The organism is Pseudomonas sp. T8, from assembly GCF_024610635.1.
GTDB lineage: Bacteria > Pseudomonadota > Gammaproteobacteria > Pseudomonadales > Pseudomonadaceae > Aquipseudomonas > Aquipseudomonas chlororaphis_I.
Genome location: NZ_CP102374.1, coordinates 6266208 through 6285704, shown reverse-complemented (window position 1 = coordinate 6285704; position 19497 = coordinate 6266208). Strand labels below are relative to the sequence as shown.

At 55.3% G+C, this 19497-nt stretch carries 17 protein-coding genes; 4 read left to right on the top strand and 13 right to left on the bottom strand.

The window, feature by feature from the left end; genetic code table 11:
* Positions 1-4 precede the first annotated feature (4 nt).
* The 4 genes from kdpC to kdpF all read right to left on the bottom strand — a co-directional run bounded on the left by kdpC (position 5) and on the right by kdpF (position 4591).
* Positions 5-556: a potassium-transporting ATPase subunit KdpC gene (gene kdpC / locus NRG23_RS28720; protein WP_029527096.1), complete on the bottom strand. Its 552-nt coding sequence runs from the start codon at positions 554-556 to the stop codon at positions 5-7.
* Positions 557-670: 114 nt separating this feature from the next.
* Positions 671-2728, bottom strand: a complete 2058-nt coding sequence (gene kdpB / locus NRG23_RS28715; RefSeq protein WP_016704353.1) for a potassium-transporting ATPase subunit KdpB — start codon at positions 2726-2728, stop codon at positions 671-673.
* A 55-nt stretch (positions 2729-2783) separates the two neighbouring features.
* Complete coding sequence (kdpA, locus tag NRG23_RS28710; RefSeq protein ID WP_257373102.1) at positions 2784-4493, bottom strand: potassium-transporting ATPase subunit KdpA; 1710 nt, start codon at positions 4491-4493, stop codon at positions 2784-2786.
* Positions 4494-4501: 8 nt separating this feature from the next.
* Positions 4502-4591, bottom strand: a complete 90-nt coding sequence (gene kdpF / locus NRG23_RS28705) for a K(+)-transporting ATPase subunit F (RefSeq protein ID WP_007899818.1) — start codon at positions 4589-4591, stop codon at positions 4502-4504.
* A 397-nt stretch (positions 4592-4988) separates the two neighbouring features.
* Between kdpF and eat the strand changes: the two genes are divergently transcribed.
* Positions 4989-6353: an ethanolamine permease gene (eat, locus tag NRG23_RS28700; protein ID WP_198919215.1), complete on the top strand. Its 1365-nt coding sequence runs from the start codon at positions 4989-4991 to the stop codon at positions 6351-6353.
* Positions 6354-6531: 178 nt separating this feature from the next.
* Positions 6532-6699, top strand: coding sequence for a DUF2897 family protein (locus tag NRG23_RS28695; RefSeq protein WP_009050155.1), 168 nt, complete (start codon positions 6532-6534; stop codon positions 6697-6699).
* 67 nt (positions 6700-6766) lie between these two features.
* On the opposite strand, the gene NRG23_RS28690 is transcribed toward NRG23_RS28695, so the two are convergent.
* Entirely contained in the window at positions 6767-7618 is an 852-nt protein-coding gene (locus NRG23_RS28690; RefSeq protein ID WP_028683080.1) for a DUF1989 domain-containing protein, read from the bottom strand.
* Between the two features lie 15 nt (positions 7619-7633).
* On the bottom strand, positions 7634-8287 hold the full coding sequence (locus NRG23_RS28685; RefSeq protein WP_009050157.1) for a GntR family transcriptional regulator: 654 nt from the start codon (positions 8285-8287) through the stop codon (positions 7634-7636).
* A gap of 196 nt (positions 8288-8483) precedes the next feature.
* Between NRG23_RS28685 and NRG23_RS28680 the strand changes: the two genes are divergently transcribed.
* Positions 8484-9050, top strand: a complete 567-nt coding sequence (locus NRG23_RS28680; RefSeq protein ID WP_016704356.1) for a TetR/AcrR family transcriptional regulator — start codon at positions 8484-8486, stop codon at positions 9048-9050.
* Positions 9051-9078: 28 nt separating this feature from the next.
* Here the strand turns inward: NRG23_RS28680 and NRG23_RS28675 are convergent, their stop codons facing one another.
* The 3 genes from NRG23_RS28675 to NRG23_RS28665 all read right to left on the bottom strand — a co-directional run bounded on the left by NRG23_RS28675 (position 9079) and on the right by NRG23_RS28665 (position 12536).
* Positions 9079-9873 (bottom strand): SDR family oxidoreductase, encoded by a 795-nt coding sequence (locus NRG23_RS28675; protein WP_103331009.1) that lies wholly within the window; start codon positions 9871-9873, stop codon positions 9079-9081.
* Positions 9874-10096: 223 nt separating this feature from the next.
* A complete protein-coding gene (locus NRG23_RS28670) occupies positions 10097-10429 on the bottom strand; it encodes a helix-hairpin-helix domain-containing protein (protein ID WP_028683082.1) in 333 nt (110 codons plus the stop codon).
* A gap of 112 nt (positions 10430-10541) precedes the next feature.
* Entirely contained in the window at positions 10542-12536 is a 1995-nt protein-coding gene (locus tag NRG23_RS28665; protein WP_257375098.1) for a nucleoside-diphosphate sugar epimerase/dehydratase, read from the bottom strand.
* 290 nt (positions 12537-12826) lie between these two features.
* Between NRG23_RS28665 and NRG23_RS28660 the strand changes: the two genes are divergently transcribed.
* Entirely contained in the window at positions 12827-13822 is a 996-nt protein-coding gene (locus NRG23_RS28660; RefSeq protein WP_081001270.1) for a glycosyltransferase family 2 protein, read from the top strand.
* Positions 13823-13887: 65 nt separating this feature from the next.
* On the opposite strand, the gene NRG23_RS28655 is transcribed toward NRG23_RS28660, so the two are convergent.
* The 4 genes from NRG23_RS28655 to NRG23_RS28640 are packed head-to-tail and all read right to left on the bottom strand — an operon-like array spanning position 13888 to position 19489.
* Positions 13888-15240 (bottom strand): glycosyltransferase family 4 protein, encoded by a 1353-nt coding sequence (locus NRG23_RS28655; protein ID WP_081001271.1) that lies wholly within the window; start codon positions 15238-15240, stop codon positions 13888-13890.
* The gene (locus NRG23_RS28650; protein WP_081001272.1) at positions 15237-16178 is read right to left on the bottom strand and encodes an NAD-dependent epimerase/dehydratase family protein; all 942 of its coding nucleotides are present in this window, start codon (positions 16176-16178) and stop codon (positions 15237-15239) included. The genes NRG23_RS28655 and NRG23_RS28650 overlap by 4 nt, the downstream gene beginning before the upstream one ends.
* Before the next feature lie 5 nt (positions 16179-16183).
* Positions 16184-18196, bottom strand: a complete 2013-nt coding sequence (locus NRG23_RS28645) for an HAD family hydrolase (protein ID WP_155500003.1) — start codon at positions 18194-18196, stop codon at positions 16184-16186.
* Between the two features lie 3 nt (positions 18197-18199).
* Positions 18200-19489 (bottom strand): glycosyl transferase family 1, encoded by a 1290-nt coding sequence (locus NRG23_RS28640; protein ID WP_155500004.1) that lies wholly within the window; start codon positions 19487-19489, stop codon positions 18200-18202.
* Positions 19490-19497 lie beyond the last annotated feature (8 nt).

Below are 19497 nucleotides of genomic sequence, written 5' to 3'. Positions count from 1 at the left end.
CTGGCTACAGGGCGAGCTTTTCCAGCGCCATGTTCAAGGCCAGCACATTCACCACCGGCGGGCCGACCAGAGGCTGCTCGACATGAGCGTCCACCAGTTGCTGCAGCGTGGCGACCGGCAGGTTACGCGCCGCCGCGACCCGCGCCAGTTGATAGTTAATCGCCGCCGGTGGCAAGTGCGGATCCAGGCCGCTGCCCGAAGTCGTCAGCAACGCCAGCGGTACCGGCCCCTGCCCTGGTACCACCAGCTTGTTGGCGTCGTCGATCACACGGGTGGCCAGCGCCGGGTTGCTCGGCGCCAGGTTGCTCGCACTGCTGGACACCGTGGCAAAGGCCCCGGCCGATGGACGCGGGTGGAACCAGCTGTCGCCGCTGAAGTCCTGGGCGATCAGGGCCGAACCACGGACCTGGCCCACGCCATCGAGCACCAGGCTGCCATTGGCCTGTTTCGGGAACGCCACCTGGGCCACGCCGGTGACCACCAGCGGATAGGCCACGCCCGTGATCAGGGTCATCAACACAATCAGGCTCAGGGCCGGACGCAATACAGTGGACATCATCAAATCCTCGATTCGGTTAACAAGTTCACCCCAAACGCTGCAGGAGCCGGCCTGCTGGCGGTGCATCAGTGACACCGCCTCGCCAGTAGGCTCGCGCCTCCAGGGATGCGGTTACACCAGGTGCAAAGCCGTCAGCAGCATGTCGATCAACTTGATGCCCAGGAACGGCACCAGGATCCCGCCCAGGCCATAGATCAGCAGGTTGCGGCGCAGCAGATGGGCCGCGCTGGCCGCCTGCACCCGCACCCCGCGCAGGGCCAGCGGAATCAACACGACAATGATCAGGGCGTTGAACACGATCGCCGAGAGGATCGCGCTCTGCGGGCTGCTCAGTTGCATGACGTTGAGCACGCCGAGCTGTGGATAAATCGCCGCGAACAGCGCCGGCAGGATCGCAAAGTACTTGGCGATGTCGTTGGCAATGGAAAAGGTGGTCAGGGCGCCACGGGTCACCAGCAGTTCCTTGCCGATCTGCACCACGTCCAGCAGCTTGGTCGGATCGCTGTCGAGGTCGACCATGTTCGCCGCTTCGCGCGCCGCCTGGGTGCCATCGTTCATCGCCATGCCGACGTCGGCCTGGGCCAGCGCCGGGGCGTCGTTGGCGCCGTCGCCGCACATGGCGACCAGGCGGCCGTCGTTCTGTTCGTGGCGAATGCGCGCCAGCTTTTTCTCCGGCGTGGCTTCGGCCAGCACGTCGTCCACCCCGGCCTCCGCAGCAATGGCGGCGGCGGTCAGCGGGTTATCGCCGGTCACCATCACAGTGCGGATCCCCAGCTTGCGCAGCTCGGCGAAACGCTCGCGGATACCGGGCTTGACCACGTCCTTGAGGTGAATGGCGCCAAGCAGCTTGCCCTCGGCGCACACCAGCAACGGCGTGCCGCCACTCTGGGCGATCTTGTCGATTTCCCGGGACAACGCCGGAGCCAGGTCGCCACGTTGCAGACCGACGAAAGCCAGTACCGAATCCACCGCGCCCTTGCGATAGACCCGCCCCTGATAGTCGACACCAGACAGCCGGGTTTCAGCACTGAACGGCACGGCGGTCAGCGCATCGGCGCCCGGCTCGGGCTGTGGATAAAGCCCGCGCAGGTATTCGACGATGGACTTGCCTTCCGCCGTGTCGTCCGCCAGCGAGGCCAGCAAGGTGGCCTCGGCCATTTCCTGATGGTTGACCCCAGGCGCCGAGTGGATGGCCGCGCAACGACGGTTGCCGAAGGTGATGGTGCCGGTCTTGTCCAGCAACAGCACATGCACGTCACCCGCCGCTTCCACCGCGCGACCGGATTTGGCGATCACGTTCAGCCGTACCAGGCGGTCCATCCCGGCGATCCCGATGGCCGACAGCAAGCCACCGATGGTGGTCGGAATCAGGGTCACCAGCAACGCCACCAGGAACACCAGCGGCAGGCTGCCATTGGCGAAGTGAGCGAACGGCTGCAGGGTCACGACCACAATCAGAAAGATCAGGGTCAGGCCGATCAGCAGGATGTCCAGGGCCACTTCGTTGGGGGTCTTCTGGCGCTTGGCGCCTTCCACCAGGGCGATCATGCGGTCGAGGGTCGATTCGCCCGGATTGCTGGTAATGCGCACCAGCAACCAGTCGGACACCAGGCGCGTATTGCCGGTCACGGCCGAGCGATCGCCGCCGGACTCGCGAATGACCGGCGCCGACTCGCCGGTGATCGCCGCTTCGTTGACCGCGGCAATGCCTTCGATGACTTCACCGTCACCGGGGATCATTTCCCCGGCCTCGACACGTACCACGTCGCCTTTGCGCAGATTGGCGGCAGGGATCACCTGGAAGCTGCCATCGGCTTTCTTCAGGCGCGCACTCAGGCCTTCGCTGCCGGCCTTGAGGCTGTCGGCGCGGGCCTTGCCACGCCCTTCGGCCAGCGCTTCGGCGAAGTTGGCGAACAGCACGGTGAACCACAGCCAGAGAGCGATCTGTGCGGCGACGAAGGTCGGCACCGCAGTGTCCGGCACAAGGCACAGTACTGTGGTCAGGATCGCGGTCAGCTCGACCACCAGCATCACCGGCGAACGTTGCAGCTGGCGCGGGTCGAGCTTGACGAAGGCCTGTACCAGCGCCGGACGCCACAGGGCTGCGATCGAGGTTTTCTGCTGCTCGTCGGTCGTGTGTTTCGAGGCCACGGTTTTAGCGCCGGGCATTTTTTCAGTTACAGCCTTCTTGGAGGCAGGAACAGGCATATTCATCATTAAGTCCTCAGCCCTTCATTCCAAAGGCAGCCAAGCTCAAGTGGTCGGCAATCGGGCCCAGCGCCAGGGTCGGCAAAAAGGTCAGCCCGCCCACCAGCAAAATGGTCATGGTCAGCAGCGTGACGAACAGCGGGCCATGGGTCGGGAAGCTGTTCTGGCCGACCGGCGCGGTCTTTTTCAGCGCCAGGCTGCCAGCCAGGGCCAGCACCGGCAGGATGTAGCCGAAGCGGCCGATCAACATGCCCAGGCCCAGCATCAGGTTGTGGAACGGGGTATTGGCGCCCAGGCCGGCGAAGGCCGAACCGTTGTTGGCGCTGGCCGAGGTGTAGGCGTACAGCAACTGGCTGAAACCATGGGCACCGGGGTTGCTCACCGCTGCCACCGGCCCCGGCAGGCTCGCGGCGATAGCACTCAGTACCAGCACGCCGACCGGCATCACCATCAGCGTCACCACCAGCAACTGCACTTCCTTGGCCTGCAGCTTCTTGCCCAGGTATTCCGGGGTGCGCCCGATCATCAGGCCGGCGAGGAACACCGCGATCAGCACGTTCAACAACATGCCGTAGAGGCCCGCGCCGACGCCGCCGAAGATCACTTCGCCGACCATCATGTTGATCAGCGCGACCATGCCGCTCAGCGGGCTGAGGCTGTCATGCATGCCGTTGACCGAACCGTTGGAGGCCGCGGTGGTGGTCACCGACCAGAGCACGGTGGCGGTGGTACCGAAGCGCGCTTCCTTGCCCTCGAGCGGCGCGGTCTGCTCGACCGCGACATTGTTCAGGGTCGGGTTGGGCTGGTACTCGGCCCACAGCGAAGTCGCGCCGCCGATCAGGAACAGCGCCAGCATGCAGGCGATGATCGCCCGGCTCTGGCGCAGGTCCTTGACGTAGTGGCCGAAGGTGAACACCAGGGCCACCGGGATCAGGATGATCGAGGCCACCTCGAACAGGTTGCTCCAGGCCGTCGGGTTCTCGAACGGATGCGCCGAGTTGACGCCAAAGAAGCCCCCGCCGTTGGTGCCCAGTTGCTTGATGGCGATCTGGCTGGCGGCCGGGCCCAGTGGAATCACCTGATCGACGCCTTGCAAGGTCACGGCGTGGACATACTGGGCGAAGGTTTGTGGTACGCCCTGCCAGACCAGGAACAATGCCAGCAGCAGGCACAGCGGCAGCAGGCCGTAGAGGGTGGCGCGGGTCATGTCGACCCAGAAGTTGCCCAGGGTCTGCGCCGAGCGCCGGCCGATGCCGCGGCACAGGGCAACCAGCACGGCCAGGCCGGTGGCGGCGCTGACAAAGTTCTGCACGGTCAGGCCGATCATCTGGCTCAGGTAGCTCAGCGAGGCTTCACCGCTGTAGGACTGCCAGTTGGTGTTGGTCATGAAGCTGACCGCGGTGTTGAACGCCAGCGTCCACTCCTGCCCCGGCAGGTTCTGCGGGTTGAGCGGCAAATGGTCCTGGAACAACAGAATCGTGAACAGCAACAGAAAGCCGGCCAGGTTGAACGCAAGCAAGGCCAGGGTGTACTTCTGCCAGCTCTGTTCGCTCTGCGCATCGACGCCCGAAAGCCGGTAACAGGCGCGCTCCACCGGCCCCAACAGCGGCGTCAGCCAAGTACGCTGGCCCTCCATCACCTTGTAGTAGAACCGCCCCAGGAAAGGCGCGGGCAGCAGCACCAAGGCAAAGAAGCCGAGGATCAGCCAATAGTCATAACTGTGCATAGCCGCTCCTAGTTCCGATCCGCGCGCAACAGCGCAACCAGTAGATAGATGAACAGCCCCACTGCCAGCAGCAGGGACACCCCGTCCAGAACGCTCATGGAATCTCTCCGTCGTACGGCAATCGCCGCGTGTGGGGCATTGTCCGCAGGGAGGCTGTAAAGGAACGAGATCGAGGGCGTGGGCGGCGCATAAAGAAAGCGTAAAGAAAGGCTTTACGCGGGATTTACACCGGCCATCGGCGTGGCCTGGGGAGGAGACGGCAGCCATCGCGGGAAGTCTTGCTGCAACGGCAGGCACAATCCATGAAGGAACATGCCCGGACGCCGCCCTTCTCTGTTGCACGGCTGTGCACCAATCCAGACACCTTCAGCCCAGAAACAACTGGAAACATCCTCGATACGACAGCTTCTGGCGCTTTACGACGCCCGTTTTCGCTCTGGCATGAGCGGTGCAGTGAGCAGCCTCGAGCACTTCTTTCCGTTCCGGGAGCCACGCATGAACACACAACTCAAACCAACGCTGGGCACGCTGCATTTATGGGGGATCGCGGTCGGGCTGGTGATCTCCGGGGAGTACTTCGGCTGGAGTTATGGCTGGGGTGTCGCCGGCACCCTGGGCTTTCTGCTGACCTCACTGATGGTCGCGGCCATGTACACCTGTTTCATCTTCAGCTTCACCGAGCTGACCACCGCCATTCCCCATGCCGGCGGGCCCTTTGCCTACAGCCGCCGGGCCTTCGGTGAAAAAGGCGGGCTGATCGCCGGGCTGGCGACCCTGATCGAATTCGTCTTCGCGCCACCGGCCATCGCCCTGGCGATCGGTGCCTACCTGAATGTGCAGTTCCCGGCCCTGGACCCGAAGCATGCGGCGGTCGGCGCCTATATCGTGTTCATGGGGCTGAACATTCTCGGGGTCAAACTCGCCGCCACCTTCGAGCTGGTGGTCTGCGTACTGGCGGTGGCGGAACTGCTGGTGTTCATGGGCGTGGTCGCGCCGGCCTTCAGCTTCAGCAACTTCGCCCTCAACGGCTGGGCGGGTTCGGACACCTTCAGCGCGCCGGCGATTGCCGGGATGTTCGCGGCGATTCCATTCGCCATCTGGTTCTTCCTCGCCATCGAAGGCGCAGCCATGGCCGCCGAGGAAGCCAAGGATCCGAAACGCACCATCCCCAAGGCCTACATCAGCGGCATTCTGACCCTGGTGCTGCTGGCCATGGGCGTGATGTTCTTCGCCGGCGGCGTGGGCGACTGGCGCACCCTGTCGAACATCAACGACCCGCTGCCCCAGGCCATGAAAGCCGTGGTCGGGGACAACTCCGGCTGGCTGCACATGCTGGTATGGATCGGCCTGTTCGGCCTGGTGGCGAGCTTCCACGGCATCATTCTTGGCTACTCGCGGCAGTTCTTCGCCCTCGCCCGCGCCGGCTATCTGCCGGCGTCGCTGGCCAAGCTGTCGCGCTTCCAGACGCCACACCGCGCCATCATCGCCGGCGGCCTGATCGGCATCGCCGCCATCTACAGCGATGGCCTGATCAACCTGGGCGGCATGACCCTGACCGCGGCGATGATCACCATGGCCGTATTCGGCGCCATCGTGATGTACATCATGAGCATGCTCAGTCTGTTCAAGCTGCGCAAAGTCGAGCCGCACCTGGAACGCACCTTTCGCGCCCCGGGCTACCCGCTGGTCCCGGCCATTGCCCTGGCGCTGGCCGTGGTCTGCCTGATGGCCATGGCCTGGTTCAACAGCCTGATCGGCCTGATCTTCCTCGGTTTCATGGCCGCCGGTTTCGTCTACTTCCAACTGACCGCACAACTGCGTGCCAATGCGCCAGCGGATGCGATGCTGACCGGGCTCTGAGTGAGTAGCATGCCTCTGTAATTGGCTTGCGTAGCCGCACGGAAGATTGATGCAAGAGAGGTTACCGGGGCAGATCGGGCCTACAATGGAACCACTGCGAAACGCTGTAACTCGAAGTGGTATGGCAGCTTGACGGGCGAAACTCCTCGCCCGCCGGTATGCCCTCAAGGAGAGCCCTATGCCCTGGTATGCCTGGTTGATTCTGATCGTTGCAATCGGCTCGATCGTCGGCGGTCTGATGATGTTGCGCGACACCGCCAACAAGGTGGAACTGACCGATGAGCAACGCAAGCGCGTTGCTGAGCGCAACGCGGAAGCGGACGCCAAGGACGCGCAGGACCGCTGACTGGATAACCCGATCGAACAGCCCCGCCCTTCACACAATGGCGGGGCTTTTTATTTCCTCAACGGCATTATTTCTCCCAGGCTGCCTTGGTGATCTGCAGGCCATGCAAGCCTTTGTAGGCAGCCCGCTCTGGCTGGCTCCAGCCTTCGAGCAACGCCTCGTCGAGCCGATAGATTTCCACGCCCAATGGCCGGCAGACACTGAGCGGGTCCTGGGCCTCCGGCCCCCACATGGGCAACGACAGGTCGCCGCCCGGGCAGGTCGACAGCGCACACAACAGATCGATTTCGGCAAAGAACTCCAGGTAATCGCCCTTCTGCGCAGGACAGGCCTTCATGAAATACATGTCGTCGTGATTGAGCCCGGTGCACTGGAAGATGTTCAGCACGTCGTGCACATCGAACTCGGTCAGGCCGTGGGGCAGGACCGCGCGCGTGAGGTTGGAGTGGCAATGGTGATGGAAGTCCTCCCCGGTGAGCATGCGGTTCACGTAGGGATCGCAGCGCGTGCCGAGCAGGTCGTGCAAACGCCCGCCATGCTCGTCGATGCCGTAACCGGCCAGGCTGTCATCGGTAATGGTCACCAGCGGCCGCAGGAACGGCAGGTTCGACCACAGCCGATCGTGGGTACTGACATGCGCGCCCTGCAACTGCCGGGTACGCGCCGCCCACAAACGCTCCCGCGGATCGTTGGCATTCCAGACGTTGAAGTCCCCGACCTGTGGGCCGGCCGGCGTGGTCACCCGGAACACATGTCCGGCCGGCACATGCCAGGCCCGCCCGGTGCGGATCGGTACCTCGAATTGCTCGATCAAGGTGCGTTGGTCCTTGCTGTCGCGGACCCGCTCATAAAAGGCCGTGTCCACCTGCAGGGCCGAGCCTTTGCTGACCTGATAAGCCGCGGGATAGTCCTTGTACATGGTTGAAACCCTCGATCAGTGGCGGGAAGAGTGGCTGAGAATGTCGAGCAACAGCCGTTCGGAATCGTCCAGGTAAACCGCCAGGGTCTCGCCGGCGGCCTGCTTGTCGCCATCGGCGAGCAAGTCATGGATCTGCCGGTCCCGGGCCAACCAGGGGGACTGGAAACGCTGCTCGTCAGGGGCGGCACAGAACACCAGGCGCAGCTGCGCCACGACGTTGGTGAAGAACTCGTCGAACAAGGGGCTACGCATCAGCCCGACGATGTGTTGATGAAACGCCAGGCTGTGGGTACCTACCGAGCGCCAGTCCTCGCGCTCACGGGCGAGTTCGCTGGCCTCGATAGCCTCGAGCATTCGATCGGACTGGTAGTCGCGCAACGGTTTGCTGGAGGCAATGGCCTGTAACTCCAGGGTACGACGCACCTGGAACAGGTCACGCACCTCGTCAATCCCCAACTGTCGCACCGTGACGCCCTTGTTGCGTGCGTAGCGCGTCAGGCCTTCCTGCCCCAGACGATGCAAGGCCTCGCGGATGGTGTTGCGCGAGGCGTTGTAGGTGGACACCAGATCGCCTTCCACCAGGGCCATGCCCGGCAACAGGCGACCGCCGATGATATCGGCACGTAACTCCAGGGTTATCTGGTCAGCCAGGGACAATACGTTGCTCATGAATATCGCCTTGCGATTGTTGAACAATCTATGGATATCCAATAGTCACTATTCATGCCAACTGATACTGGGCTCGCCGGCAAACCATGACTTTCTAGTCATTCAGTAGGGAAAATGAGGTTTCTGGGGTTAAAAGTGCAATCCCCCTCCCGTCAACCTTGGGTAAGATGACTCCCTAGCTGTGGAGACTTCCCCGATGCGTTACTCGCAAGACCATAAAGCCCAAACCCATCAACGCATCATCAAGGAAGCCGCCGAGCGCTTTCGGCGCGACGGTATCGGTGCGACAGGCCTGCAACCACTGATGAAAGCCCTGGGCCTGACCCATGGCGGTTTCTACTCGCATTTCAAATCCAAGGATGATCTGGTCGAAAAAGCCCTGCAGGCTGCGGCCGCAGAACTTGATGCCCACTGCGCCACACTGTTTGCCCAGGAACAGCCACTGCAGGCCTTTATCGACAGCTACCTGTCCGAGTGGCATCAGACCTCTCCCGGTCAAGGCTGCCCGCTGCCCACCATGTCTTCGGAACTGGGCCTGCGCGGGCAAGCCAGTCCCACCACCGATGCAGTGCTCAATGCCCGACTCGCGCAGGTAGAGGCCAATCTCGAAGGAGAAAATGCCGCCGACCAGAGCCTGGTGATCATGTCGACCCTGGTCGGGGCCCTGGTGCTGTCACGCAGTGTCGAGAACCCCGACCTGGCCAAACGGATACTGGAGGTAACACGCGAGCATCTGAAAAAGCAGGATGGGCAGGCGGAGTGAACCGCACCACCCTCCGACCTCGACACGGTTATTTGTAGCGAGCAGCCGCGCTGCTTTTCGACAGGTTGGGCCCCAGGGCAAAACGCGCAGCCACGAAGTCGTCCCAATCAGCCGAGTCGGGTAGCGAGGGGATGGTGATCAACTCACCCTGATCAAAACCGGCCAGAGCCGCATCCACCATCTCGGTGGCATCCATAACCATTTCAGCTGGAATCCCCTGGGCGTCGATGCCCGAGCGCTCCCAGATCTCAGTGCGGGTTACCCCGGGCAATACCGCCTGGACCTGCACGCCTTTACCGTCCAGTTCCGCAGCAAGCGACTGAGTCAGGCTCAGGACATAGGCCTTGGTCGCACTGTAGGTCGCATTAAAACGCTCGGGAATCAGCGCCACCACCGAAGCGATATTGATGATCGCCCCTCTTCCCGCTGCCGAAAAGCTGGCGGCAGCAGCGGCAGCCAGACGAGTGACCGCGATCACATTGAGCTGGATCATCGCCTCCAACTGATCCGTGTCGGCAACGGCCAGACTTCCGTCGGCAGCGATACCGGCATTGTTCAGCAACAGACTGATACTCGAGTCGGAACGCAAACGCTGCTCGACCTTCAGCACATCAGCCTTGAGCGTCAGATCGGCTTTCAACACTTCAACCTGCACCTTGTGCTCGGCCCGCAGCCGGGTAGCCGCGGTCTGCAGGCGCTGCTCATCTCGCGCAACCAGCAACAAATCGTAACCACGAGCGGCCAACCGCTCGGCATAAACCGCACCGATGCCAGATGAAGCACCGGTGACAAGTGCCAGCCCCTTGGGGGAAATCGAGTTCATAACGGCTCTCCAGAAAAGTGCTTGAGAAGGGAAAGACAAGGAATTGATACGCTGCTTGGGAAGCGATTTGATTATAGTCATAATTCAATAAAATATTACGATCATAATTCTATCGAAGCGATAGACAACATTGAATGGCGCAATCCTGCTTATGGTGTTTGCGCGCTAGAGCCCGAAAAACGCAAGGCCGATCACTGATCGGCCTTGCGCATGAATTGAAGCGTCAGTTGACCTTCAACTTTTCCCGGTTGCTTTCCAGAATCGCCTTGCCGATGCCCTTGACCTCGAGCAGTTCGTCCACCGAGGTAAAAGGTCCATTGCTCTCACGATATTTAACGATCGCCTGCGCCTTGACCGCACCAACGCCGGGCAGCTCGCGCTGCAAGGCGGCTGCATCGGCAGTGTTCAGATCGATCTTGCCTGCTTGCTCCGAAGAGGCCACCTGCGCCACTGCCGGAGCCTTGGCCTCGGCATGGACCGCAGGTGCTGCGTAGGTAATGGAAGAAAGACTGGCCATCAGAGCGAAGACCAGAGAAGGGAAATAAGTGATACGCATAAGTGACACTCCATCACATCGATTAGGAAAAGCAGCTTTTCCAAAGCTGCTCTCCAAACCTAGGCGGTGCCACGGGCAAGTCAAAAGTGACTGGGTTACAACGTATGTAAATTCAGGGTTCGAGGCGACGCTGCTGGTAAATCCAGTCGACAATATCGCCATCCGGGGTGTAACCGCTGACAGTCTCGCGCAGCAGTTGTCGAACCCTGGAATAGTCATCCTGCTCAACGGCCGCCAGCAATTCCGCCAGCTTGGCTTTCAGCAAGTCCCAAGGCAGATGATCCTCATTGGCGCTCATGATCATCGGATGCTGAGTGGCAGAAACGTTGTCGCCAATCAGTAACTCTTCGTAAAGCTTTTCGCCCGGGCGCAAGCCCGTGAACTCGATGGCGATGTCGCCCTGGGGGTTCCTCTCCGAACGAATACTCAACCCGGAGAGGTGAATCATCTTCTCGGCCAGCTCGACAATCCTCACCGGCTCGCCCATGTCCAACACGAACACATCGCCGCCCTGCCCCATGGAACCGGCCTGAATCACCAGTTGCGCCGCCTCGGGGATGGTCATGAAGTAACGAGTGATCTTTGGATGGGTAACGGTCAGTGGGCCGCCAGATTTGATCTGGCTATGAAACAACGGAATTACCGAGCCTGAAGACCCCAGCACATTGCCAAAACGCACCATGGTGAAACGGGTTTTGTTGACACGCGATACGTTGGCTTTGTCCCCAAACAACACCGGGGCGATTTCACGACTTAGAGCCTGCAGGGTCAACTCAGCGAGACGTTTGGTGCTCCCCATCACATTGGTTGGGCGCACCGCCTTGTCGGTGGAAATCAGCACGAAATTGGCGACCCCGGCCTGTAATGCGGCCTGAGCAGTGTTGAGCGTTCCCATCACGTTGTTCAGCACGCCTTCGGCGATATTGTGCTCGACCATCGGCACATGCTTGTAAGCCGCCGCGTGATAAACCGTATCGACATTCCAGGTCTTCATCACATCCAGCAGCTTATGCGGATTGCGAATCGAGCCAAGAATGGGCAGCAACCGAACAGGCGACGACTCGCGGGAGAGACGCTGCTCGAGTTCCGACAGGATGTTGTAGAGATTGAACTCACTGTGATCGAACAACAGGAGCGTGGTCGGCCCCAACGAAAAAATCTGCCGGCAGAGTTCGGCCCCGATCGAACCACCTGCGCCGGTCACCAGAACCGTCTTGCCCTTGATACAACGGGCCAGCAAGTCAGGCTGAGCAGGTACAGCGTCGCGCCCCAGCAAGTCTGCGATATCAACTTCCTGAATATCGTCGACCTTCACCCGCCCGCTGGCCAAATCGGTGAAGTTCGGAACACTACGCACATGGAGCGGAAAGCCCTCAAGCAGGTTGAGAATTTCCCGACGTCGCGCACGAGTCGACGACGGCAATGCCAAGAGAATCTCCTGGGCACCGGTTACTTCAATCATCTGCTGGATGTGTTTGGGCTTGTAAACCTGCAAACCGGAAATGGAGCGATCCGCGATACTCGGATCATCATCGACAAAAGCCACAGGACGCATTACCCGCCCCATGCGCAGCGCCGCAACCAGCTGGTTGCCTGCAACGCCAGCACCATAAATGGCGACCTTGGTCAGACCGTCGTCGCGATTGGTAAACGGCACGTGTTTGGCGGCGGTGAACCAGTCGCCCATGAAGTACTGGCGCATGCAGAGGCGCAAGCCACCGATGATGACCAAGCTGAGCCACCAGTAATTGAAGATGATGGAACGAGGAACGACGGCTTGGTGATTGGTGTACCAGTAGACGACAAGGGCAAGGATCAGGGATGAAAGGCTGACAGCTTTAATGATGGCAATCAGCGCGTCGTTACCGAAATACCGCATGACAGCACGGTACATGCCGAAGCGGATGAAAAGCGGGATGGCAATCACCGGGGCGTAAATGAAAAGCCAAGTATGCACTCTGAGAGGCTCAGTCACGTCTTCAATTCCCAGACGAACCAAAAACGCCCCCCACAGCGCTGTCCAAACCAGAAATACGTCAGTAATCACCTGAATAAGGCGTTTTTTCTGACGAGGCATTCTCAAAAGGAGCATCCGCAAATTGTCCATTTCCCATCCTTTCATTTTGACCTCAGTTACTCCCAACCAAGCCGGCACTGCATAAAAAATGCGTTTACTTTTTTGGCATGTGAATTGCCAGTTTGGTACCGGCAGGCCAAACGCATCTACCCCCAGTATTAGAGCGCAAAAAAGTAGAGATTAAACCTCCCAGACGGGTAAAATGCACACCCTGCGTACATTCTGTGTGCTGTTGAGCATTTGCTCACGCGACATCACAAGGCCAGCAGTCTATTTTTCACTTAATACCAACACAAATTTTTATCCCAGTGCGAGGACGCATGGAGCAGCAACCGCCCCAGCCCGGTTATACAGATACAGAGCTATTCGTACCTCCTTCTACAAGATCGCCCTCTCCTTTTGAAGTGGCAATTCTTCTCTGCACATATAATGGGCAAGCTTTTCTTAAAGAGCAGATTGACTCCATCCTTGCTCAGACCCATCAAGAATGGACATTATACATTTCCGATGATGGGTCTACCGACAAAACAATTGAGCTATTAGAAGAGTATCAGCTGCTTATTGATGAACAGCGAATTAAAATCTTCAACGGCCCGCGTAAAGGTTTTGCAGCCAACTTCATGTCGCTGATTAGAAACAAGGGTATAAAAGCCGACTTTTTCGCATTCAGTGACCAAGACGACATTTGGAAAAATAATAAACTGGAGAGAAGCATCCAGCATTTGGCGTTACTACCCTCTGATCTGCCGGCACTGTATTGCTCCAGAACCAGACTTATTGATGAAGATCAGAACAACATTGGATTTTCACCCGAGTTCAAACGAGAACCTACCTTTAAGAATGCACTGATACAGAGCATTTCCGGGGCCAATACAATGCTCCTGAACAACGCCGCACGTGAGCTTCTAAGCTTGATTCCTGACACAATGAAGATTGTAGCTCACGACTGGCTAGCCTATCTCCTGACAACAGCTTGTGGTGGGAGGGTTGTATACGACCAAGAACCAACGCTAGATTACCGTCAGCACGGTGGCAATCTCATCGGTGCTGGCTCCAGCATCAAGGAAAGGATGATACGTTTCCAGAAGCTCATCGACGGACAATTCAGGGACTGGAGTGATTTAAATTTAAAAGCTCTTGAAATAGTTGAGAACAAGCTGCCCCCAGAAAATCATCAAACTTTGATTGATTTTAGGCAGGGTAGACAAGACTCATTTTTTACGAGACTTCGGCTTATGAAAAAATCAGGAATTTATCGTCAGACTCTAATGGACAATATCAGTCTGGCTATCGCTATCTGCCTGAATAAAATCTAGTCGCTGCAGCTTTAAAAAGTTGCAGCGCGAATAAATAATTGCTCTACCCCTCAATGGTGGATCACTTACAAACGAATACCTTCTTCCCAAATACCCAATAACTCATCAACATAAATCACAACCGATTTAGGAGGGCGGGTATTTTTTGAAAGCCGCTCCAATATATCGGGAGCCCTTACCAATTTTAGCAGGCATTCGTAGAGGGCTTGCGAATTTCCTCGTTCAAACAGCAGGCCGTCAACATCATCCTCAATGGCTTCGGCGATTCCTGGCACGTCAGACGCTAATACAGGACAGCCCGCCGCTTGAGCGGAGTAAATAACAAGCGGGGTATTTTCAGCCCAGATTGAGGGAACTACCAATACGTCCAATTCACTTAACACCTGCCCTATAGAGCTGTTGGGAAAGGTGCCACAAAACTCAATAAAGGGATTATTTTCAGAACTATTTCGCAAATTTCGTGAATAATCCGGAAAGTCAGATTCTGATCCAAAAATCTTTAACGTGGCGATGCCTTTATCCAACTGCTGAAACGCATCAAGTAGGACATGGCAACCTTTATGAGAGGCAAGTGTTCCTATAAAACCGACACGCAAAGCAGCCCCCGCTGTAACTCTTGCCTTGCGAACAATCACCTCGTCAAATTTTATTCCATACGCCGAGAGAACAATATTCCTTTTATCAACTCCATACCGGATCAGCAGACGTTCAAGCGTACGATTAGGAACCACTAATTTATTCAAAAGATTAAGTCGATGAATATTAGTGGGTAGCCGCTTCCCTAATGCTCTTACTTCATTCAAGCTGCGAATGCCGGACGAAGAGACACTTTGAACGCTACGAACAAGAAGATCCCCAACAACTGAAGGGACGAGTTTTACAAGGCTTTCTGCAAAAGCACCAAACGGTTGAGCGGCAAGATGCATTGCGCAGTTTCCTGCACTTTCACTGGGCCCCAAGCACGCTTGACCACCCGCATAACTCATTCGAGCCTTGGGACAAATGACCCAAAAATCAGTGGGAGTCAGAAAAGCAGGAATACCTTTTTCTACAACCTTGGTTATGAGACCCGAGCCCAAACGACTCAAATGAAAGAAGTGAACAATATCTGGTCTGAATTCATTCAGTACTTTCTCGAAAAATCCAGCGGCGCCTTTATTATCGTAATCGAGCTCCATCCTTGACCCATGCAGCACCGCCTGACTGTATGAGTGATTATAGCGATAGACGTGAATACCCTCATAATCATACTCTTCGAAACAACTGTCCTCTGAAAGCGTGGATTGCTCGGGGTGGCCAGTCAGAATTCGCACCTCATGACCTCTTCCGATTAACTCCTTGGCAACTGAATAGGTCAGAACCTCAGTACCAGCCGAAAAATCGGGGAAAAATTGGTGTATGGTTAATAGAACTTTCATTGCTCTGACTTAGCCAACTCCTGCTTCATCCAACTAAAAGTTCTGGATACACCTTCCTTAATGGTGACTTTAGGAGCCCAATTTAATTCCGTTCTTGCCCGTTCGTTACTCAAAATACTCACGGGAACATCAAACTGACGGCCCGGTGAGTAAGCGACCTCAGGCACACTACCTTTTACTTCACCAATCAACTTTACGAGCTCATTAAGGCTTGTGCCTGTCCCAGAGCTAATATTGAAAACCGTCTCTGAACCGGAATAAGTAATAGCCTTTGCGAATGCGTCAGCAACATCACTGACATGAAGGAAATCACGCTGGACGCTACCATCGCCCCAAATATCAATCGTTTGGTCTTTTAATACTTTGCTGATGAACACACCAACTGCACCTTGAGCAGTCTCAACACGTTGGCGTTCGCCGTAAGGATTCGCGACACGAAGGATGACTGGCTTGATATTTCGTAGCTTGCCATACATTAACAAGTATTTTTCGATCGCTAACTTGGTAATTCCGTAAGAGACTTCTGGATCCGTTGGATGAACTTCATCAATTGGGGTATAGCGTGGGCTACCGTAAACCGTTCCACCTGAAGAAATGAACACGATCCGACCCACCTGATGTGTGACCATTGCTTCCAGCATCTGCAAACTGGCAACCAAATTGGTTTGTACATCGTATATCGGGTCGTCATTGGAGCTTTTGGGCAAGGTGGTTGAGACCAAATGCACAACAACATCAGCTCCTTTTACTACAGAATCGACATCAGCCTTGCTGAGTAGATCTCCGGTGATCCACTGAACGTTCTCATGCGCCAAAAAAGTCCGGTAGCGCGCAACACGTGGCCGCTCAAAGACCTTAATATCGTGCCCATCAAGTAATAATCTATCCACGATAGTGGATCCGATGAAACCGCCGCCACCAAATACTGTAACCTTCATAAAAGTCAAGGCCTCCGAGTCAGTTTACTTTTAGTCTGACGTGCTTTATGAATAGCTGTCCAGATCCACAATAAGCCGCGTTGAGAAAGATATCCCTCTGGCCATCCGGTACTTTCCAGCGCCCTGATCAGGTTCTTAAGCCCGCCCACAGAAATACACGCCTTCATCCAGACCATACTTGGAATTACAGCACTCTTGTCGTCAAACCGTCCTAAGCCAAAACTTTCATTGTGATTAAGCTTAAAGAACGTATCAGCGATGATTGCTGGAGGCCTGTCAACTATTTCTGTCCAGCAAGAAACAGCTAGGTCCTTGAAGGCCTCTGACATCACTGCATGTAAGCGGACGACTGCACCTATTTTTTCTGCAGCACAGATAACGCCCTGCTGAAAGTAAGTAACAGATTCATAGAAGATTGAGTTTTCTGAACCTTGAATCAACTTTTCAGCCAAAAAACTACCGCCGTCATCCTTATAACCCGTAACACTTCCACTGGGAGAGTTACAGAGCATTTCGATCGGGGCAACCTTTCCAAATAGTGTCGAATTAGACTGTGATAAATCATTCCTATTCGGCCCGAACGCATATTTTTTTGTATTATCAGGCTGGGAATTGAGAAATTTGTCAAGTCCAAGATAAAAACCGTCCAGGTGGACATCCGGAAGTAGATGGGCAAGATTATCTTGGATAGTTCCGCGCCATCCGATATCAACGATTGCCGCCTTCCCCTCTAGTGGAAAGTCTTTCGACTTCAAGTATCCTAACAACCTGTTTCTTTTCAACGCCAGCTCGGTTTCAAGCCGCACTTTAAACTCTTCATCATTAAAAAGAGCTTTGAAGCGATCGTCCAACCAAGGGTATTGAATATCAAGTTCCAGAGGTATCCCATATGATTCAATCATGTTGGAAAAGCTTTGGATGTTTATGCCAAGGCTGCGAAACAATGCCTGTATTGATTGAGTACTATAGAGTGTCCAGATGCGCATTAAGACATCTAGTGAGGCACAGGGTAACGAAGCAGAAAATGTTGCCACACGGCTGACTTCGAGAAGAACCGCTTCTGGGACAGGCACACCAAACGGATCCTGAGCTGCAAGCACATCATATATCTGCTTAAAGAACTCACCTTCCCGGGTAAAGAAAAAAACCTTTTTATGCCTAAATTTTATCGCTTTCTCCATTATATCAAGCACAAAACCGATTAGCAGAGGTGAGCTATTAATTCCACAGCTATATAAAGCTTTTGCTCGCGCGCTATTGGTTTCCAGTGATGCTTCAATCGTGAGACTGCTCAGCGCGGAACTGATGAGAGTTTGCTGGTTATCAAATGCAGACTCTCTCGCCAAGCGCAACTCATGCTGCTCTTTTGGAAGAAAGTGTGTCGTTTGAATACCAAATCTACTCGGTGAATACACGTCAGAATGTGCATTATCTCCGATATGCATGACATTTTTTGCGTCAACTTCTTCCTGACCCAGCACATAAGGAAAAATATTCCCGCTACGTTTGTTCAAACGAATATCACATGAACTATAGCCCGTTGATATTTCTCCGCCATAACCGGTTTGAGTGAGCAGACTTTTAAGCTCTATCGCCCCCATATAAAAATCAGAAACGAAAATTTTCTTGACACTCGGGTACTGATTGAGTACCTGGATAATCTCGGGGTCCCGATATGACACTTTGTATTCCTGAGATAGCTCGGAATTAAAAAGTTCATCCACGCTCCCCCCTAAATCGACGACACTTTTCAGAACTGACTTGAGCCAATAAGCATAGACCTCACGAATCTGATACTCATCATCGAAACCCTTGTTTTTTTGGATCTCTCCCACATGAGCTTCTGCGCCTCGCCTAGCGTTAAGAAGGGCAGCTATTGTTCTAAAATCATCTTTAATTTCAAAAAAATGAGTCAATAGTAAAAAACGGCAAGTATGTACTTTCACCGCATCAGGGTGGCATACTCTACGAATAAGAGTATCCCAAACATCAATAGTAACCAACTTCACATTCTGCATACATCAAACACCAAGGCGGCGAAGGATTCGTTTCGCTAAAACTAGAATTCGGCTTCTAGCATGAGCAACGCGTGGGGGGTGACTTAATGTTTTTACGATATCGTGTGAGCTAACACGCGCTACCGTGGCGGGCTGTAAATTCATATCATCCCGAAAACAATTGAATTGGTCCTGAACATGAGCTTCAACAGCAGCTCCCTGGCAAGCCGGAGCAACTACTGCAGGTAAAGAATAACGAGCTGGAATTTTACCGCCGGTAACTTGACGACTATTGGTTCCGGAGCCAACGTCATTAACAATAGACAAGAAGCTGATAACTTCCTGCTCGGCTCCACGCGCCTTCATAAAATTGACGCCGAACTCTGACATTCGTTTCAGAGTTTCATTATCAGACAACAAAAACAAGATGGCTTCTGCAATAGACTCAGGAGTCTGATGAGCGAGCAGGACTCCGCCTTCCGGTAGATCATACAGATTATTGTCTCTATATAGCTCCACAGAAGGCAATCCTGCCGCCATCATATCAAACGGGTTACATGACGGATTACTGGAGCTAAGGCAAAGGCCTACGTGACATTTGTTATAGAGTTCATTCAATCCCTCAAGATTGAGTAACCCGGCGTTAGTGTACTCGAACCACAGAGGCGGACTTTGATCTGTACCTACCAAAACTATTTCTACGTCAGGCCGCATGCTCTTGACGATACCTAACGCTTCAATGCCAAGCTGAGGGCAGCGCCGTGGTTTGTCATGCTGATAAATAAAGCAAATCGACGGACGGCCTTTCAACCGTTCCTCATATTCTCGCTTAACAAAGAAGCTATTCAAATCAGAGGAAAAATCCAAGAAATAGGGTTGATTTCCATACTGACGATTTAATTTAGTAGCCAGCCATTTCCCATAGGTAATCGTTTGCAAATCATACAGATAGGAGTTCTCTGCAAAGACGGTCCCGTCACCGACCGGGCTGAAGCATGCTTCAAAGTCCTGCACTAGATAAAGCTTATTTTTCGCGCTGGAGTCCCTCACGAGTTTCGCAGTATCCCACCGAGTCGCCATAACATAGTCGTAATGCTCCTCAATGTACGCCCCGCAATAAACATCAAAGCCCTGAGCACCATAATAGTCCAAAGCTTCTTTCTTAAGCTGTTCTTTTGATTTAGAGCCAGCATCAAATACATAGACATCACATTTGAAACCAGCACGAGTGAGGGCGTCAGCAAAGTTAAAAATCCTCGCCACTCCGCCAGAACCTCTGATAGGAGCCGGGGAAATTATCGCAAACTGTTTCATGGAAACCT

What these genes read in the sequence shown, in the direction of transcription:
- kdpC (WP_029527096.1), bottom strand. Translation starts at nt 556, where the DNA reads ATGTCCACTGTATTGCGTCCGGCCCTGAGCCTGATTGTGTTGATGACC.
- kdpB (WP_016704353.1), bottom strand. Translation starts at nt 2,728, where the DNA reads ATGCCCGGCGCTAAAACCGTGGCCTCGAAACACACGACCGACGAGCAG.
- kdpA (WP_257373102.1), bottom strand. Translation starts at nt 4,493, where the DNA reads ATGCACAGTTATGACTATTGGCTGATCCTCGGCTTCTTTGCCTTGGTG.
- kdpF (WP_007899818.1), bottom strand. Translation starts at nt 4,591, where the DNA reads ATGAGCGTTCTGGACGGGGTGTCCCTGCTGCTGGCAGTGGGGCTGTTC.
- eat (WP_198919215.1), top strand. Translation starts at nt 4,989, where the DNA reads ATGAACACACAACTCAAACCAACGCTGGGCACGCTGCATTTATGGGGG.
- NRG23_RS28695 (WP_009050155.1), top strand. Translation starts at nt 6,532, where the DNA reads ATGCCCTGGTATGCCTGGTTGATTCTGATCGTTGCAATCGGCTCGATC.
- NRG23_RS28690 (WP_028683080.1), bottom strand. Translation starts at nt 7,618, where the DNA reads ATGTACAAGGACTATCCCGCGGCTTATCAGGTCAGCAAAGGCTCGGCC.
- NRG23_RS28685 (WP_009050157.1), bottom strand. Translation starts at nt 8,287, where the DNA reads ATGAGCAACGTATTGTCCCTGGCTGACCAGATAACCCTGGAGTTACGT.
- NRG23_RS28680 (WP_016704356.1), top strand. Translation starts at nt 8,484, where the DNA reads ATGCGTTACTCGCAAGACCATAAAGCCCAAACCCATCAACGCATCATC.
- NRG23_RS28675 (WP_103331009.1), bottom strand. Translation starts at nt 9,873, where the DNA reads ATGAACTCGATTTCCCCCAAGGGGCTGGCACTTGTCACCGGTGCTTCA.
- NRG23_RS28670 (WP_028683082.1), bottom strand. Translation starts at nt 10,429, where the DNA reads ATGCGTATCACTTATTTCCCTTCTCTGGTCTTCGCTCTGATGGCCAGT.
- NRG23_RS28665 (WP_257375098.1), bottom strand. Translation starts at nt 12,536, where the DNA reads ATGGACAATTTGCGGATGCTCCTTTTGAGAATGCCTCGTCAGAAAAAA.
- NRG23_RS28660 (WP_081001270.1), top strand. Translation starts at nt 12,827, where the DNA reads ATGGAGCAGCAACCGCCCCAGCCCGGTTATACAGATACAGAGCTATTC.
- NRG23_RS28655 (WP_081001271.1), bottom strand. Translation starts at nt 15,240, where the DNA reads ATGAAAGTTCTATTAACCATACACCAATTTTTCCCCGATTTTTCGGCT.
- NRG23_RS28650 (WP_081001272.1), bottom strand. Translation starts at nt 16,178, where the DNA reads ATGAAGGTTACAGTATTTGGTGGCGGCGGTTTCATCGGATCCACTATC.
- NRG23_RS28645 (WP_155500003.1), bottom strand. Translation starts at nt 18,196, where the DNA reads ATGCAGAATGTGAAGTTGGTTACTATTGATGTTTGGGATACTCTTATT.
- NRG23_RS28640 (WP_155500004.1), bottom strand. Translation starts at nt 19,489, where the DNA reads ATGAAACAGTTTGCGATAATTTCCCCGGCTCCTATCAGAGGTTCTGGC.